We start from the raw sequence: 15,183 nt of genomic DNA, 5'->3' as shown, positions 1-15,183 counted from the left end.
CCGCCGCCCGCCCCGCCGCTGCGGCCCGACGAGGAGCGCACGTGGGCGATCCTGGCCCACGTGCTCCCGCTGCTGAGCCTCGGCTTCGTGCCGCCGCTGGTCCTGTGGCTCGTCTTCCGCGGGCGCGGACCGTTCCTGGAGCACCACGCCAAGGAGTCGCTGAACTTCCAGCTCGCCTCGCTGCTCGCGCTCGTCGTGTCGGGCGTGCTGGTGGTCGTGACGTTCGGGCTCGCCTCGCCGGTGCTGTTCGGCCTGCTGGTGGTGTGGGTCGTGCTGGGCGTCCTCGCCGCGGTCGCCGCGAGCCGGTGGGAGTGGTACCGCTACCCGCTGACGATCCGGTTCATCGCCTGACACGGGGCCGCGCGCGTCCCGTCAGTCGACGAGCGCCCGCACCACGGCGTCGGCCAGCAGCCGGCCACGGCGCGTCAGCAGCACGCGCCGCTCACCGCCGTCGGCACCGAGCGCCGCCCGGGGGTCGACGAGCCCGTCCGCGACGAGCCCCGCCACGGCCTGCCGGGCCGGCGGCGCGAGATCGGCGACCGGCAGCCCCTCGGCGATCCGGACCCCGAGCATGACCCGCTCCAGCCGCGCCGTGGCCGCGTCGACGACCTCGCGGCCCGCCGCGGGGCTCAGGCCGCGGCCCAGCCGGTCGGCGTACGCGCGCGGGTGCTTGACGTTCCACCAGCGGACGCCCCCGACGTGGCTGTGCGCACCGGGCCCCACGCCCCACCAGTCGTCGCCGCGCCAGTAGCCGAGGTTGTGCCGGGACGCGTCCTGCGGCGTCCGCGCCCAGTTGCTCACCTCGTACCAGGCCAGCCCGGCGTCCGTGAGCAGGTCGTCGACGAGCTCGTACTTGGTCGCCTGGTCGTCCTCGTCGGGCAGCGTCAGCTCGCCGCGCCGCACCTGCACCGCCATGCGCGTGCCGGCCTCGACGACCAGGGCGTAGGCGCTCACGTGGTCGACGCCGGTGCTGAGCGCGACCTCGACGGAGCGCCGCCAGTCGTCGAGCGACTCGCCCGGCGTGCCGTAGATGAGGTCGAGCGACACCCGCAGCCCGGCGTCGCGCGCCCAGCGCACGACGTCCGGGATCCGCGCGGGGTCGTGCGTGCGCTCGAGCGTCGCGAGCACGTGCGGCACGGCCGACTGCATGCCGAACGACACGCGCGTGAACCCGGCCGCCGCGAGCCGCTGCAGGCCGTCGGGGGTCACCGAGTCGGGGTTGGCCTCGGTCGTGACCTCGGCGCCCGGTGCCAGCCCCCACGTGGTGCGCACGCCGTCCAGGAGGCGTGCGAGGTCGTCCACCGGCAGCAGCGTGGGGGTCCCCCCGCCGACGAACACGGTCGAGACCGGTCGCGTCGGCAGGTCGGCGGCGCGCAGCACGCGGTCGGCCAGCGCGATCTCGGCGAGGGCCGTGGTGGCGTACGCCGCGAGGCTCGCTCCCCCGCCCAGCTCGGTGGCCGTGTAGGTGTTGAAGTCGCAGTACCCGCAGCGCACCGCGCAGAACGGCACGTGCAGGTACACGCCGAACCGACGGGCGTCGGCACCGACCGTCGCCGACGCCGGCAGCGCGCCGTCGGCCGGCGCCGGGTCGCCCTCGGGCAGCGCCGGGCTCACGCGGCGCCGCCCGCGACCGCCGCCGGACGACTCACTTCTTCTTCGCGTCCTTGGCGTCCTTGGCGCCGCCGCCGTCCGACGACAGCGCGGCGATGAAGGCCTCCTGCGGCACGTCGACCCGGCCGATCGTCTTCATGCGCTTCTTGCCCTCCTTCTGCTTCTCGAGCAGCTTGCGCTTGCGGCTGATGTCGCCGCCGTAGCACTTGGCCAGGACGTCCTTGCGCATCGCCCGGATGGTCTCGCGCGCGATGATGCGCGACCCGATCGCCGCCTGGATCGGCACCTCGAACTGCTGGCGCGGGATCAGGTCCTTGAGCTTGGCGGTCATCGAGACGCCGTACGCGTACGCCTTGTCCTTGTGGACGATCGCGCTGAACGCGTCGACCTGCTCGCCCTGCAGCAGGATGTCGACCTTGACGAGGTCGGCGGCCTGGTCGCCGGTCGTGTCGTAGTCGAGGCTCGCGTAGCCGCGCGTGCGCGACTTGAGGTGGTCGAAGAAGTCGAAGACGATCTCGGCCAGCGGCAGCGTGTACCGCATCTCGACGCGGTCCTCGGACAGGTAGTCCATGCCCTGCAGGTCGCCGCGGCGCGTCTGGCACAGCTCCATGATCGTGCCGACGAACTCGCTCGGCGTGAGGATCGTGGCCTTGACCATGGGCTCGCGGACCTCGCGGATCTTGCCCGCGGGGAACTCGCTGGGGTTCGTCACGACGACCTCGGTCCGGTCCTCGAGCGTGACGTCGTAGACGACGTTCGGCGCGGTCGAGATGAGGTCGAGGTCGAACTCGCGCTCGAGCCGCTCGCGCACGATCTCGAGGTGCAGCAGGCCCAGGAAGCCGACGCGGAAGCCGAAGCCGAGCGCCACCGACGTCTCGGGCTCGTAGTTGAGCGCGGCGTCGTTGAGCTTGAGCTTGTCGAGCGCGTCGCGCAGCGCGGGGTAGTCGGACCCGTCGATCGGGTACAGGCCCGAGAACACCATGGGCTTGGGGTCGGAGTACCCGCCCAGCGCCTGGTCCGCGGGCTTGGCCGCGTTCGTCACGGTGTCGCCGACCTTCGACTGGCGCACGTCCTTCACGCCCGTGATGAGGTAGCCCACCTCACCGACGCCCAGGCCCTTGGTCGGCACGGGCTCGGGCGAGATGACACCGATCTCGAGCAGCTCGTGCGTCGCGCGCGTCGACATCATGACGATGCGCTCGCGCGGGTCGAGCCTGCCGTCGACGACGCGCACGTAGGTCACGACACCGCGGTAGGTGTCGTACACGGAGTCGAAGATCATCGCGCGGGCCGGCGCGTCGGCGTCGCCGACCGGCGCCGGGACGGTCCGCACGATCCGGTCGAGGAGCGCCTCGACGCCCTCGCCCGTCTTGCCCGACACCTTGAGCACGTCGGCCGGGTCGCCGCCGACGAGCCCGGCGATCTCCTCGGCGTACTTCTCGGGCTGCGCGGCGGGCAGGTCGATCTTGTTGAGCACGGGGATGATCTGCAGGTCGTTCTCGAGCGCGAGGTAGAGGTTCGCGAGGGTCTGCGCCTCGATCCCCTGCGCGGCGTCGACCAGCAGCACCGCGCCCTCGCACGCGGCCAGCGAGCGCGAGACCTCGTACGTGAAGTCGACGTGCCCGGGGGTGTCGATCATGTTGAGCGCGTACGGGGTGCCGTCGAGCTCCCACGGCATGCGCACGGCCTGCGACTTGATCGTGATGCCGCGCTCGCGCTCGATGTCCATGCGGTCGAGGTACTGCGCGCGCATGGCCCGCGCGTCGACCACGCCGGTGAGCTGCAGCATGCGGTCGGCGAGCGTCGACTTGCCGTGGTCGATGTGCGCGATGATGCAGAAGTTGCGCAGCAGCTCGGGCGCGGTCGCCGACGGGCGGATCCGCGCGGCGGCGGTGGCGGACGGGATGGGCAACTCGGCGTTCTCCGGCTTCTGGACGGGCTCGACGGCCGCACGCGCCGACGGTGGCGAGCCCCGCGCTCGGCGGGATCACGACGGTCGGTGGCGGCCCCGGCCCTGTCGGGGTGTCGGTGGCGGGCAGCACCATGGTCCCATGACGGACGCGCCGGACCACCCACCCGTCGCGACGACGGCCGTGCTGGCCGACCTCCAGGACCGGTTCCTCGCGTCCGTGGGCGAGGTCGACGCGGGCGCACGCGTCCCGTGGTGCGGGCGCTGGCGCGTGCGGGACCTCGTCGTGCACCTCGGACGGATCCACCACTGGGCCGCCGGGCAGGCGCGCCGCCGGCAGGAGACGCCGCTCGGGCGCGGGCCGTTCGTGCTCGACGCGTTCTACGCGACGCAGGCCGCCGAGCTGCGCGAGACGCTCGACGAGCTCGACCCCGACGCGCCCGCGTGGACGCTCGACGACAGCGGCGTCGTCCGGTTCTGGCACCGCCGTCAGGTGCACGAGACGCTCGTGCACCTGTGGGACCTGCGCACCGCAGGCGGGCTGCCGCTCGACGTGCCGCCCGCGCTGTGGGCCGACACGGTCGACGAGGTCGTCACGGTGATGCACCCGCGGCAGGTCGCCCTCGGGCGCGTCGCGGCGCCGCCGTCACCCGTGCGCCTCGTGGCGCAGGACGCGGGCCGCGCGTGGGCGACGGCCGCGGCGCCCGGTGCGCCGGGCGAGCCGGCGGCCACCGTGCACGGGCCCGCCGAGCGGCTCGCGCTGCTGCTGTGGGGCCGCACGACGCCCGACGACCCCGCGCTGGGCGTCACCGGCGACCGCGCCGCGCTCGACGCCGCCCTGACGGGCCGGATCACGCCCTGACGCGCGCCGTCGGGCGCCGCGTCACGCCTCGCGCGTGATCCGCACCCGCACGACGAGGTCCTGGGTCTGAGCTCCCGCGTAGATGCCCCGCAGCGGCGCGACGTCGTCGTAGCAGCGACCACGCGCGAGGACCACGTGGTGCTCGCCGGCCGGGACCCGGTTGGTGGGGTCGTACCCGTACCACTCGCCGGCCCACCACTCGACCCACGCGTGCGACTCCCCCGTGACGGTCGTCCCGACCTCGCCCGACGAGTCCGGGTGCAGGTACCCCGACACGTAGCGGGCCGGTACGCCGATCGCGCGCAGCGCACCGAGCGCGAGGTGCGCCATGTCCTGGCACACGCCGGTGCGGCTCGTCCACGCCTCGGCGGCGGGCGTGTGGACCGTCGTGACACCCGGGATGTACTCCATCTCGTCGCGCAGCGCCCGGCACACGGCCTCCGCGGCCGCGGCCGGCTCGAGCCCGTCCGCCGCGGCCCGCGCGAGCGCGACGACGTCGTCGGGGACGTCGGTGGCGTCGGTCGTGCCGAGGTGCTCCGCGAGGCGGTCGCGCACCTCGGCCCCGCGCAGCACCTCCCACGTCACGGACTGCGACGGCGCGGGGCGCTCGGCGACCTCGACGACGTGCTCGGCCGTCAGCACCAGCGACCGGTGCGGCGCGATCACCTCGAACGCGGTGACGTGCGTGCCCCAGTAGTCGCGGAAGTCGTGCGACCAGGTCTGCGGCTGGATGTCGAGCCGCGTCTCCAGCACCGACTGCCCCGGCAGGGACAGCGGCGTCATGCGGGCCTCGTTGTACGACGCGACCACGGGGTCGGCGTACCGGAACGTCGAGGTGTGGACGATCCGCAACCGGCTCACAGCGCCTCCCCCACCCACGTCAGCTCCGCCCCGGACGGGAAGTACCGCCCACGGATCGCGTCGGACGCGGCCGAGCACGCCCGCTGCACCAGCTCCATCTCCCGCGGCAGGTCGTCGAGGATCTCCAGCAGCGGCCGGTACTCGAGGTTCGACCGGACGTGGCCGATGTGCCGACGCGCGTCGTCGATGCCCGCGCGGTCGGCGACGGGCTCGAGCGCCGTGAGCGAGGCCTCCGCCTCGTTGAGCGCGTACACGATGGACCGGGGGAACAGCCGGTCGAGCAGCAGGAACCCGGCCGCGCGCTCGTCCGACGCCGTGCCGCGGTACGTCCGCAGGAACGCCTCGTGCGCGCCGCACGAGCGCAGCAGCGTCGACCAGCCGGGCCCCGCCGACCCGAGCAGCGCGCGGGTGGTCAGGAGCCGGGCGGTCATGTCGGCGCGCTCGATGGCCCGCCCGAGCACCAGGAAGTGCCACGTCTCGTCGCGCGACGTCGTCGACTCCATGATCCCGGTGACGATCGCGGCGCGTTCGCGCACCCACGTGAAGTAGTCGTGCGGCCGCGCGGGACGCATCTGCGACGGCAGCTGGTTCCAGCTCGCGTTGAGGCACTCCCACAGCTCGGTCGACACGATCTCGCGCGCGCGCCGCGCGTTCTCGCGCGCCGCGACGAGCGCGCCCGCGATCGACGACGGCGAGAACCGGTCGTACCCGAGCACGTCGAGCACGTGCTCGCGCCCCACCTCGACGTGGTCCGGCGGCACCGGGCGGTCCATCACCGACAGCAGCGAGCGGCAGGCGAGGTCCTCCTCGGCCCACGGGTCCTCGAGCAGGATCTGCACGTGCACGTCCAGCAGGCGCGCGGTGTCGTCGGCCCGCTCGACGTAGCGGCCGATCCAGAACAGCGACTCGGCGATGCGGCTCAGCACGTGGTCCCCCCGTCGGCGAGTGTCTGCTGCTGCTGCATGACCTGCACGCGGCGGTCCGACGGGTTGGAGTCGATCGGCACCGACGCGTCCTTCGGCACGGTCTGCGGCGCCGACTGGCCGGAGCCCGGGGCGCGGCGCGGCACGCGACCCCCGAGCACCCACGTGTCCTTGGACCCGCCGCCCTGCGAGGAGTTGACGACGAGCTGCCCCTCGGGCAGCGCGACGCGCGTCAGACCCCCCGGGAGCACGTAGACCGAGTCGCCGTCGTTCACCGCGAACGGCCGCAGGTCGACGTGCCGCGGACGCAGACCGTCCTCGACCAGCGTCGGGACGGTCGACAGCTGCACGACCGGCTGCGCGATCCAGCCGCGGGGGTCCTCCCGCAGGCGGCCGCGCAGCTCGTCGAGCTCGGCGCGCGTGGCCCGCGGCCCGACGACGAGCCCCTTGCCGCCCGACCCGTCGACGGGCTTGACGACCAGCTCCGGCAAGCGGTCGAGGACCTCCTCGAGCGCGCCGGGGTCCTCGAGCCGCCACGTGTCGACGTTCGGCAGCACGGGGTCCTCGCCCAGGTAGTAGCGGATGAGGTCGGGCACGTAGGTGTAGAGCAGCTTGTCGTCCGCGACCCCGTTGCCGACGGCGTTCGCGAGCGTCACCGTGCCGAGCCGCGCGCACGTCATCAGCCCGGGGCAGCCCAGCAGCGAGTCCGACCGGAACACCACCGGGTCGAGGAACTCGTCGTCGACGCGTCGGTAGATGACGTCGACGCGGCGGCGCCCCTGCGTCGTGCGCATCCACACGCGCCCGCCCGCGACGTACAGGTCGCGCCCCTCGACGAGCTCGACGCCCATCGTGCGCGCGAGCAGCGTGTGCTCGAAGTAGGCGGAGTTGTAGACGCCCGGCGTCAGCACGACGACCGTCGGGTCGTCGACCCCCGCCGGGGCGGCCGCCATGAGAGCCGCGAGCAGCCGCCGCGAGTAGTCCACGACCGGGCGGATGCGCAGCGTCGCGAACAGCTCGGGGAAGGTCTGCGCCATCGCGCGGCGGTTGGACAGCACGTAGCTGACCCCGGACGGCACGCGCACGTTGTCCTCGAGCACCCGCCAGCCGCCGAGCGAGTCCCGCACGAGGTCGATGCCCGAGACGTGCACGCGCACGCCGTTGGGCGGCTCGACCCCGCGGGCCGCGCGGTGGAAGTGCGTCGAGGACACGATGACGGACCGCGGCACGACGCCGTCGGCGACCGCCTTCTGCGGTCCGTAGACGTCGGCGAGGAACGCCTCGAGCGCACGCACGCGCTGCGAGACGCCGGGCGCGACGTGCTCCCACTCGTCGCCGGCCAGCACGCGCGGCACGACGTCCAGCGGGAACGGTCGCTCCTCCCCCGCGAAGTCGAACGTCACGCCCTGCTTGAGGTACGAGCGCGCCAGCGTGTCGGCGCGGGCGCGCAGCTCGCCCGCCGAGAGCTGCGCGAGCGCCGAGTGGACGTGCCGGTAGGCCGGCTGCGCCTCGCCGTCGGTCCCGATCATCTCGTCCCAGGCGGCCCCCGCCGGGTAGTCGTCGAAGAGGTCCGCCATGGCGCGAATGTAGCCGGACCGTGTCAACGCCGCGTTACGGGACGCACCGCCCGCGCCCCGGCACCCCTAGGCTCCACGTCGTGCGCACCGGACGTCTGACCGCCTTCCTGCAGGGCGCCGCGCGGCGCCTGCTGCCAGGCACCGGCACCCGCCCGCCGGCGAGCATGCCACGACCCGCCGCGGCTCCCCGCGGCGACCGTCGGGCACCGACGACGCCGGGTGCCACGGACCCGGAGGTCGTGCGCCCGCGGTACGCGCCCCGGAGCGACGGGCGACCCGACCCCGGCGAGGTGGTGTGGACCTGGGTCCCGTACGAGGAGGACGCCACGCGCGGCAAGGACCGCCCCGTCCTGGTGCTGACGGTGGAGGGCACCACGGTCGTCGCCCTCATGCTCACGAGCAAGGACCACGACCGCGACGCCGCGGACGAGGCACGGCACGGCCGCGTGTGGCAGGACGTCGGCACCGGCGGCTGGGACCCGCGCGGGCGCCCCAGCGAGGTACGGCTCGACCGGGTCCTGCGCCTGCCCGCCGCCGAGGTCCGCCGCGAGGGTGCCGCGCTCGACCGGCGCCGCTACGACGCGGTGGTGCGCGCCGCCGCACGCCTGCACGGCTGGTAGCATCGTCGTTCGCGTGTCCGCTCCGGGTCGGTGTGGACACACGCGCAGGCCTTTCCCGAGGGTGTCCCCACGCCCCAGTCCCGGCGCTGCGCACGCCCTCTACGACCTGTCAGATCGCTTCGGCGAACACGAAGAGAGTCCACACGTGGCGAACATCAAGTCCCAGATCAAGCGCATCCGCACGAACGAGAAGGCTCGTCAGCGCAACAAGGCTGTCAAGTCGGAGCTCAAGACGTACGTGCGGCGCGTCCGCGAGGCCGTCGCCGGTGGCGACAAGGACGCCGCTGCGACCGCGCTGACGCTCGCGTCGCGCAAGCTCGACAAGGCCGTGTCGAAGGGTGTCATCCACTCGAACCAGGCCGCGAACCGCAAGTCGGCGCTCGCGAAGGCCGTCAACGGCCTCTGAGGTCGCGGCGCAGCTTCCACCTGCGCCGACGGGCACCCTCGGGTGACCCGCACGACATGACGGAAGGGCGGCACCCCGCGGGGTGCCGCCCTTCCGTGCGTCGTGGGACGTGCCGTACGTCAGCCCCCGAGGGACCACGTCTGACGCGGCACGCCGGCCGGCATCGACGGCTGGAAGCCCGCCTCCCTCAGCGCACGGTCGAACGCCCGTGCTGCCGCGTCGACGTCGCCGCGACGCAGGTACCGGTCACCCAGGTCGCGCCAGACACCGGCCGAGTGCCGCGTCGCCGCCATCATCCCGAGCATGTCCGCACCCCACTGGTAGGCGGCGGCAGCACCCTCCGCGTCACCCCGGGCGTCGAGCACGTCACCGAGGGCGATGTGCGCCGTCGCGCCCTCGAGCCGCGGCGAGTCGCCGAGACCGGCGAGCGCGGCGCGCGCGTCGGCCTCGGCGGCCACCTCGTCACCCAGCAGCAGGTGCGCCCGCGACCGCTCGACCTGCAGACGCGCGACGTCCAGCGACGAGCCGACGATCGTCAGCCCCGGCTCGGCCCGCTCGATCTGCTCGAGCGCGCCCTGCGGGTCCGCCGGCTCGGAACGCAGCAGCAGCCAGGCGTAGTTGACGCGCAGCCGGGGCAGATCCCTGTCGGGCTCCCCCTCGGACAGCAGCGCGAGCGCGCGCTCGGTGTAGCGCTGCGCGAGCTCGTAGTCACGACGCTGCTCCGCCACGAGGGCCGCGTTCCAGTAGACGCTCCCCCGGCCGCGCGGCGTCCCGAGGGACTCGGCGAGCCGGACGAGCTCGGCGGCACGGTGCGTCGCGTACAGCAGGTCGCCACGCTCGACGTACGCCCACAGCACGGTGGAGGCGAGCCGGAGGTGCTCGTCGGTGCCCACGAGATCGGCGCCGTCGAGCTCACCGAGCGTGCTCTCGCCGACCTCGACCGCGCGGTGCAGGTCGCCGGCCTCGAGGTAGCAGCCGACGAGCGCCGTCGTGAGGACCGCGGCACGCAGGTGGTCGGGACGCTGCTGGGTCTCGACCAGCAGCGGCTCGAGCAGGGAGATCGCGGTCTCGAGCTCGCCGAGCAGCTCATGGGCGCGCGCGAGCGTCGTGTGCGCCTCGATCCGCAGCGTCGGCGTGACGACCGACAGGTCGAGCGCGCCGATGCGCTGCACGGCGCCCGTCGCGTCGCCGCTGGCCAGGTCGAGCCGCGCGTAGTCGAGCTCGAGCCGCGTGCGCGCCTCGTTGGGGCCGTCCTCGCCGTGCTTGAGGAACTCGAGCGTGGTGCCGAGCCGCTCGGCGAGGACGCCGAGCGCGGCATCCGTCGGCTCGCGGTGCCCCGCCTCGATGAGGGAGATGTAGCTGGGTGAGAACGCGCTGCCCGCGAGAGCCGTCTGGGAGAGCCCCGCTGCCAACCGCGCTTCGCGAACGCGGTCACCAATAGTCGTCATGAGAGTTCATTGTACGTATGACGCCACGCGGCGCCAGAGCCTTCGTCCTCGGCGCGCCGCACGTCGTCGTGCCGCGCGTCCGGGCAGGGATCCGATCGGGGTGCGGCGCCACGCGGCGACGTGACGCCGCTCCCCCGCGGGACCGTCAGGTCAGTGGAAGTCCTTGCAGCAGCCGCTCGCTCCGCCGTTGAGCGTGGCGGAGGCCGTGACCACGGGCGTGGCGACGGCGAGCGAGCCGACGATCGCGAGGGCGGCGAGTGCGCTGGCCAGATGCTTCATGTCGTTACTCCTGTCCGGTGTCTCCGAGAGTCCTGGTGACACGACTCGGCGGCCCGCCAGGCCGGTGCCCGCCGCGGACAGGGTGACACACGGCACACCCTCGTCGCGACCCACCGTTAGCCCGAACGGGTGGTAGGAGATTCCACCCGCCGGCCGAAGGATCACACGTTCCGACGTGTGGTGTCATAGTCACCATGACATCGCACGGGCCGGACGCGGCGCTCGCGCAGCTGGGTGCGGCGGTCGACGCCGCGATCCCGCGCTCGTTGGTGCAGGCGTGGGAGGAGCACGTCGCGCACGAACCCGTCCTCGTCGCGCGTCAGGGCATCTACTCGACGCACGGCCGGCCGTTCGCCTACCAGCTCTCGTACCGGGGCGCGGGGCTGCACCCCGAGGTCGCGCAGGAGTGGGGCCCGCCGGAGCACGAGCGCGCCACCGACCACGTCCTCGGCGCGACGTTCGGCCGGGCAGACCTCGAGCGCGTCGCCCACGGCCGGCTGCTGTTCGTGCGCTGCCCCCGCGCGCATCTCGTGGGCGACCTCGCGGTGCCGCACCGTCCCGATCGCCTGGTGATCGAGGTGAGCGCGACGGCCGACGTCGACGCGGCCGCGCTCGCCGGGCTGCGTCGGCTGCGCGAGGAGGGTTTCCGCATCGCGATACCGGCGTTCGCCGACCGACCCGAGCAGCGACGGCTGCTCCCCCACGCGGACTTCGTCAAGATCGACGTCCGGGACCTCGACGTCGAGGGACACCCCGTGGTCCGGGTGGCGCGATCGTTCGGCGCGATGCTCGTCGCCGAGTACGTCGAGACGTCCGACGAGCTCCGCCTCGCCCGCGACCTCGGCTTCACGCTCTTCCAGGGCAACCTCATCGAGCGCGTCGACGTGCTGGACCGCACCGACGACCGCCCCGTCGGCAGCGACGCCGGCCACGGGCGTGCCGGGGGGCACCCCCGGCCGTGACCTCGGACGGGTGAGGGGCTCGTCGCAGCCCGTGACACCCGTCGCCCCGGTCGTGGCCCCACGGTCGCGCGGGGACGGCAGGAGCGAGGCGTCAGCGGTCGACGGCGGCGGAGACGCGGAGCACCGCGCGCTCGACGGCGAACCGCGGGTCGCGACCTTCTCCCTTGACCTCGGCGTCGGCCTGGGCCACGGCCGAGATCGCCAGGGCGAGCCCCTCGGGGGTCCACCGCCGCAGGTCCTGCGTCGCGCGGTCGACCTGCCACGGCGCCATCCCGAGCTCGCGCGCCGCGGCCGCACCGCGACCACGGACGGCCCCCACCTTCGCCAAGGTCCGCAGCCGCGCCGCGAGGGCCGCGACGACCGGCACGGGGTCGAGCCCGGTCGCGAGCGCGTGCCGCAGGAGCGCGACGGCCTTGCCCGCGTCCCCGGCGACGGCCGCGTCGGCGACCTGGAAGCCCGTGGCCTCGACCCGGCCGCCGTGGTAGCGCTGCACGGCCTCCTCACCGATCAGCCCCGTGGTGTCCGCCACCAGCTGCGCGCACGCCGCGGCAAGCTCACGCAGGTCGGACCCGACCGCGTCGACCAGCGCCCGGACGCCGCGCGGATCGGCACGACGCCCCGCGCGGCGGAGCTCGTCCTGGACGAACGCGGACTTGTCGGAGTCGGACTTCACCGCGTCGCAGGCGACGGTCGGCACCTGTGCGCGCTTCGCCGCGTCGAGCAGTCGCTTGCCGCGTTGCCCGCCGCCGTGACGCAGCACCACGACGACGTCCTGCACCGGGTCGGCGAGGTAGGCCTCGGCGTCGAGCAGCAGCGCGTCACCGGCACGCTCGACCCCCTCGACGAGGACGACCTTGCCCTCGGCGAACAACGACGGGCTGGTCAGCACGGTGAGCTCGCCGCTCGCGTACGTCGCGGCGTCGACGCGTGCGACCTCGACGTCGGGATCCGCCTCCCGGACCCGTGCGACGATCCGATCGCACGCGCGTTCGGCGAGCAGGGTCTCGGCCCCGCTCACGAGCACGACCGGCGCCGGCTCGGCCGCCGACCACGGGACGCCGGAGGTACCGCCTCCGCGCCCCGACCGCGCGGAGGAGCCACGAGAGGAACGAGCGGGGGCTGCCACGGCCCCAGCCTGCCAGACGCCGGGGACACCGACGGCCGGCGTGCCGCGCTCACCGCCGGCCCGCGCGGAGCAGGCCCGTCGCGCCGACGACGACCAGGGCAGCGGTCACGGCCCCGACCGGTCCGGGCCACCACGCGAGGCCCGCCGCGGGCAGTCCGGCCACCCACCGCGCGACGGTGGCGACCCACCAGCACGCGGCGCCGGCCACCGCACCGAGCAGCCCCGCCCCCGCGGGCCAGACGCCCTCGAGGAGGGCCGCGACCAGCCCGAGCACGGTCGCCGGCGCGATCGCGGGGACGACCGCCACGTTCGCCAGGACCGCCCACGGGCCGAACGTCGGCCACACCGCCAGCGCGACCGGCAGGCAGCCGAGCTGCGCCGCGACCGGCGCGGCCACGAGCCCCGCGACGTCCCGCCCGCACAGGGGTGCGAGCGTCTCGACGAGGGGCTGCGCGAGCAGCACGAGTCCGGCGGTCGCGGCGACCGAGAGCGCGAACCCGACGTCGACGGCGAGCCACGGGTCGACGACGAGCAGCACGACGACCGCGGTCGCGAGCGCCGCCGGTCCCACCGACCGGCGCCGGACGACCAGGCCGAGCAGTCCGACGCCGCCCATCACGGCGGCGCGCACGACGCTCGGCTGCGGCCCGACGACCGCGAGCAGCAGCGCGCCCGCCGTCGCGGCCGCGGCCACGCGGAGGACCAGCGGTGCGCGCACGGCGGCAGCGAGCGCGAGCACGAGCGCGCCGACGATCGCGAAGTGCGCGCCGGAGACGGCCGTCACGTGCGCGAGGCCGGCGGCCCGCATGGCCGCGGTGAGGTCCTCGGGGACCGCACCGGTGTCGCCGACGGTCACCGCGGGCAGCAGTCCGCGCACGTCCGCGCGCAGGGGTGCGGCCACGGCTCGTGCGCCGTCACGCACGCCCTGCGCCCACCCGCCGACGGGCCGAGGTCGCTCCGTGACGACGGGCGGGTCGCGCACGCCGAGGCGGACCGACGCGCGACCGGCACGCTCGGCGGGGGCGACCGTGCCCCGCACCCGCACGAGCGCGTCCGGCGGCAGGCCGGCCGGTCCGACCACCGTCACCGGCGCGGCCACCCGCACCCAGGTGGTCCCGATCCGCACCGCGGTGGCGGCGACGGTGACGCTCTCGCGGGGCTCGCCCTGCGTGACCACGGTCCGGGCGTCAGCGCCGACACGGCCGACGACCTCCACCACGGCACCGCGGTCGGCTGCCTCGACGACGACGCGCGGTGCCGCGGCCGCGAGCTGGACGCCACCCGACACGAGGACCGTCGCGGCGGCGGCCGCGGCCAGGACGGCCAGCCGGGCGAGGCGGTCGCCCACGTCGCGGACGGTGGGGCGGGGACGCTCCGCGGCGGCGGGCGGGTCGTGCGTGGTCGACGGCTGGGGCTCCTCGACGTGCGGTGCGTGCTCAGGTGCAGCGGGTCCTGCGGCCGCAGCGCGTCCGGCGGCCACCACCGCGGCGACGAGGGCACCCGCCGCGACGAGGGCCAGCACCCACCGCGCGAGCGTCGCGGCGGCCGGCACCGTGCCGGGCGCGTGCGCGACGAGGAGCGCGGCGCACCACGCGGCGGCCGCCGGCGGGATCAGCCGCAGGTCGGCGGCCGTCGTGACCGCGGACGGCGACGCACTCACACCCGGACCCGGGGGCGCAGGTCGGCCATCAGCGCGGGGCCGATACCGGCGACGTCGTCGAGGTCGTCGACGCTCGTGAACGGGGACCGGGCGCGGTGCTCCACGATCCGCCCGGCCAGGACGGGACCGACGCCCGGCAGCTCCTGCAGCGCGGCCTCGTCGGCCCTGTTGAGGTCGACCAGAGCGTCGTCGGGCGCCGCCGCGGACGCCTGCGCGGCGGGTGCCTCACCGATCAGCGGCACCCGGAGCTGCTCGCCGTCGCCCACGACGCGCGCGAGGTTGAGGGCGCCCAGGTCGGCGTCGGGCGTGCTGCCGCCCGCGGCGGTGAGCGCGTCGGCCACCCGCGCACCCGCGTCGAGGTGCACGACGCCGGGAGCACCCACGGCACCCACCACGTGGACGACGACCGTGGTGTCGGTGTCGGCATCCGTCGGCGAGGTCGCACCGTCGGTCGCGGTCACGCCGGGAGCGGCGATCGCGACCGGCTCGCCCCGCGGAGCGGTCGACGCCCGCAGCACGATCCCGCCCGCAACGAGCGCGAGCGCGAGGCCCGCCGCACCGGCGGTCCGCCAGGCAGGCACCCACCGCACGCGCGGAGCGACGGGCACCGGCGCACGCGGGGCGTGCTCGGCGGCGAGCGCGAGCGCGGACGCGACATCGGGGTCCCACCGCTCCGGGACGGCCGCGGGGGCGCGCCCCGCGGTCGCGTGCGGGGCCGGCTCCCCCGCCTCGGGGCGCGGGTCGCCCGAGCCGGGTGCACGGGGGCCGACGCGCCCGACCCGGTGGGCGGCGCGAGCCGTCGGCGCGGCGCCGGCAGGTGGGACCGGACCGACGGGGGCGGCGGTGCGTGCCGGCCGCGGCGTCCACCCGGCCGTCGCGGCGTCCCCGGCCGGGTCGGGTCGCGGCGCCGCGAGGGTCGCGAGACGGCGCGCGACGTCG

15 protein-coding genes are annotated in these 15,183 nt (G+C 75.2%); 5 read left to right on the top strand and 10 right to left on the bottom strand.

Annotated features, from left to right (window positions below; translation table 11 throughout):
- Nucleotides 1–351 (top strand): DUF4870 domain-containing protein (locus tag ATM99_RS07725; RefSeq protein WP_082659426.1); only part of this gene is annotated, 351 nt, incomplete at its 5' end.
- Between the two features lie 21 nt (nucleotides 352–372).
- On the opposite strand, the gene hemW is transcribed toward ATM99_RS07725, so the two are convergent.
- Nucleotides 373–1,614: a radical SAM family heme chaperone HemW gene (gene hemW / locus ATM99_RS07720; RefSeq protein ID WP_062102335.1), complete on the bottom strand. Its 1,242-nt coding sequence runs from the start codon at nucleotides 1,612–1,614 to the stop codon at nucleotides 373–375.
- 31 nt (nucleotides 1,615–1,645) lie between these two features.
- A complete protein-coding gene (gene lepA, locus ATM99_RS07715; RefSeq protein WP_062102334.1) occupies nucleotides 1,646–3,523 on the bottom strand; it encodes a translation elongation factor 4 in 1,878 nt (625 codons plus the stop codon).
- A gap of 139 nt (nucleotides 3,524–3,662) precedes the next feature.
- On the opposite strand from lepA, the gene ATM99_RS07710 reads away from it, so the two are divergent.
- Nucleotides 3,663–4,382, top strand: a complete 720-nt coding sequence (locus tag ATM99_RS07710; RefSeq protein WP_062102333.1) for a maleylpyruvate isomerase family mycothiol-dependent enzyme — start codon at nucleotides 3,663–3,665, stop codon at nucleotides 4,380–4,382.
- Nucleotides 4,383–4,403: 21 nt separating this feature from the next.
- On the opposite strand, the gene ATM99_RS07705 is transcribed toward ATM99_RS07710, so the two are convergent.
- Genes ATM99_RS07705 through ATM99_RS07695 form a run of 3 tightly spaced genes read right to left on the bottom strand, consistent with a single transcriptional unit; the run spans nucleotide 4,404 to nucleotide 7,743 of the window.
- Nucleotides 4,404–5,243, bottom strand: coding sequence for a transglutaminase family protein (locus tag ATM99_RS07705; protein WP_062102332.1), 840 nt, complete (start codon nucleotides 5,241–5,243; stop codon nucleotides 4,404–4,406).
- On the bottom strand, nucleotides 5,240–6,169 hold the full coding sequence (locus ATM99_RS07700; protein WP_062102331.1) for an alpha-E domain-containing protein: 930 nt from the start codon (nucleotides 6,167–6,169) through the stop codon (nucleotides 5,240–5,242). Before ATM99_RS07700 ends, ATM99_RS07705 begins: the two co-directional genes overlap by 4 nt.
- The gene (locus ATM99_RS07695) at nucleotides 6,163–7,743 is read right to left on the bottom strand and encodes a circularly permuted type 2 ATP-grasp protein (protein ID WP_062102330.1); all 1,581 of its coding nucleotides are present in this window, start codon (nucleotides 7,741–7,743) and stop codon (nucleotides 6,163–6,165) included. Before ATM99_RS07695 ends, ATM99_RS07700 begins: the two co-directional genes overlap by 7 nt.
- Nucleotides 7,744–7,823: 80 nt before the next feature.
- Between ATM99_RS07695 and ATM99_RS07690 the strand changes: the two genes are divergently transcribed.
- Entirely contained in the window at nucleotides 7,824–8,363 is a 540-nt protein-coding gene (locus tag ATM99_RS07690; protein ID WP_223304879.1) for a type II toxin-antitoxin system PemK/MazF family toxin, read from the top strand.
- 145 nt (nucleotides 8,364–8,508) lie between these two features.
- Nucleotides 8,509–8,769, top strand: coding sequence for a 30S ribosomal protein S20 (rpsT, locus tag ATM99_RS07685; RefSeq protein ID WP_062102329.1), 261 nt, complete (start codon nucleotides 8,509–8,511; stop codon nucleotides 8,767–8,769).
- A gap of 119 nt (nucleotides 8,770–8,888) precedes the next feature.
- Here rpsT and ATM99_RS07680 read toward each other — a convergent pair whose 3' ends face one another.
- The gene (locus tag ATM99_RS07680; RefSeq protein ID WP_255356812.1) at nucleotides 8,889–10,181 is read right to left on the bottom strand and encodes a helix-turn-helix domain-containing protein; all 1,293 of its coding nucleotides are present in this window, start codon (nucleotides 10,179–10,181) and stop codon (nucleotides 8,889–8,891) included.
- Between the two features lie 186 nt (nucleotides 10,182–10,367).
- A complete protein-coding gene (locus ATM99_RS19815) occupies nucleotides 10,368–10,496 on the bottom strand; it encodes a hypothetical protein (RefSeq protein WP_255356811.1) in 129 nt (42 codons plus the stop codon).
- 194 nt (nucleotides 10,497–10,690) lie between these two features.
- Here ATM99_RS19815 and ATM99_RS07675 point away from each other — a divergent pair, with 194 nt between their 5' ends.
- A complete protein-coding gene (locus ATM99_RS07675) occupies nucleotides 10,691–11,458 on the top strand; it encodes an EAL domain-containing protein (RefSeq protein WP_062102327.1) in 768 nt (255 codons plus the stop codon).
- A 91-nt stretch (nucleotides 11,459–11,549) separates the two neighbouring features.
- Here ATM99_RS07675 and holA read toward each other — a convergent pair whose 3' ends face one another.
- The 3 genes from holA to ATM99_RS19690 form a co-directional block, all read right to left on the bottom strand.
- Entirely contained in the window at nucleotides 11,550–12,482 is a 933-nt protein-coding gene (gene holA, locus ATM99_RS07670; RefSeq protein WP_062102326.1) for a DNA polymerase III subunit delta, read from the bottom strand.
- 151 nt (nucleotides 12,483–12,633) lie between these two features.
- The gene (locus ATM99_RS07665; protein ID WP_062102325.1) at nucleotides 12,634–14,244 is read right to left on the bottom strand and encodes a ComEC/Rec2 family competence protein; all 1,611 of its coding nucleotides are present in this window, start codon (nucleotides 14,242–14,244) and stop codon (nucleotides 12,634–12,636) included.
- Nucleotides 14,241–15,183: ComEA family DNA-binding protein (locus ATM99_RS19690; RefSeq protein WP_062102324.1), on the bottom strand; the 943-nt coding region annotated here is incomplete at its 5' end. The genes ATM99_RS19690 and ATM99_RS07665, both read right to left, overlap by 4 nt.

The sequence above is a fragment of the Cellulomonas sp. B6 genome (assembly GCF_001462455.1).
In the GTDB taxonomy this organism is placed as follows: domain Bacteria; phylum Actinomycetota; class Actinomycetes; order Actinomycetales; family Cellulomonadaceae; genus Cellulomonas.
The sequence above is the reverse complement of the archived record's forward strand: the minus strand, read 5'-3'. Positions and strand labels throughout refer to the sequence as shown.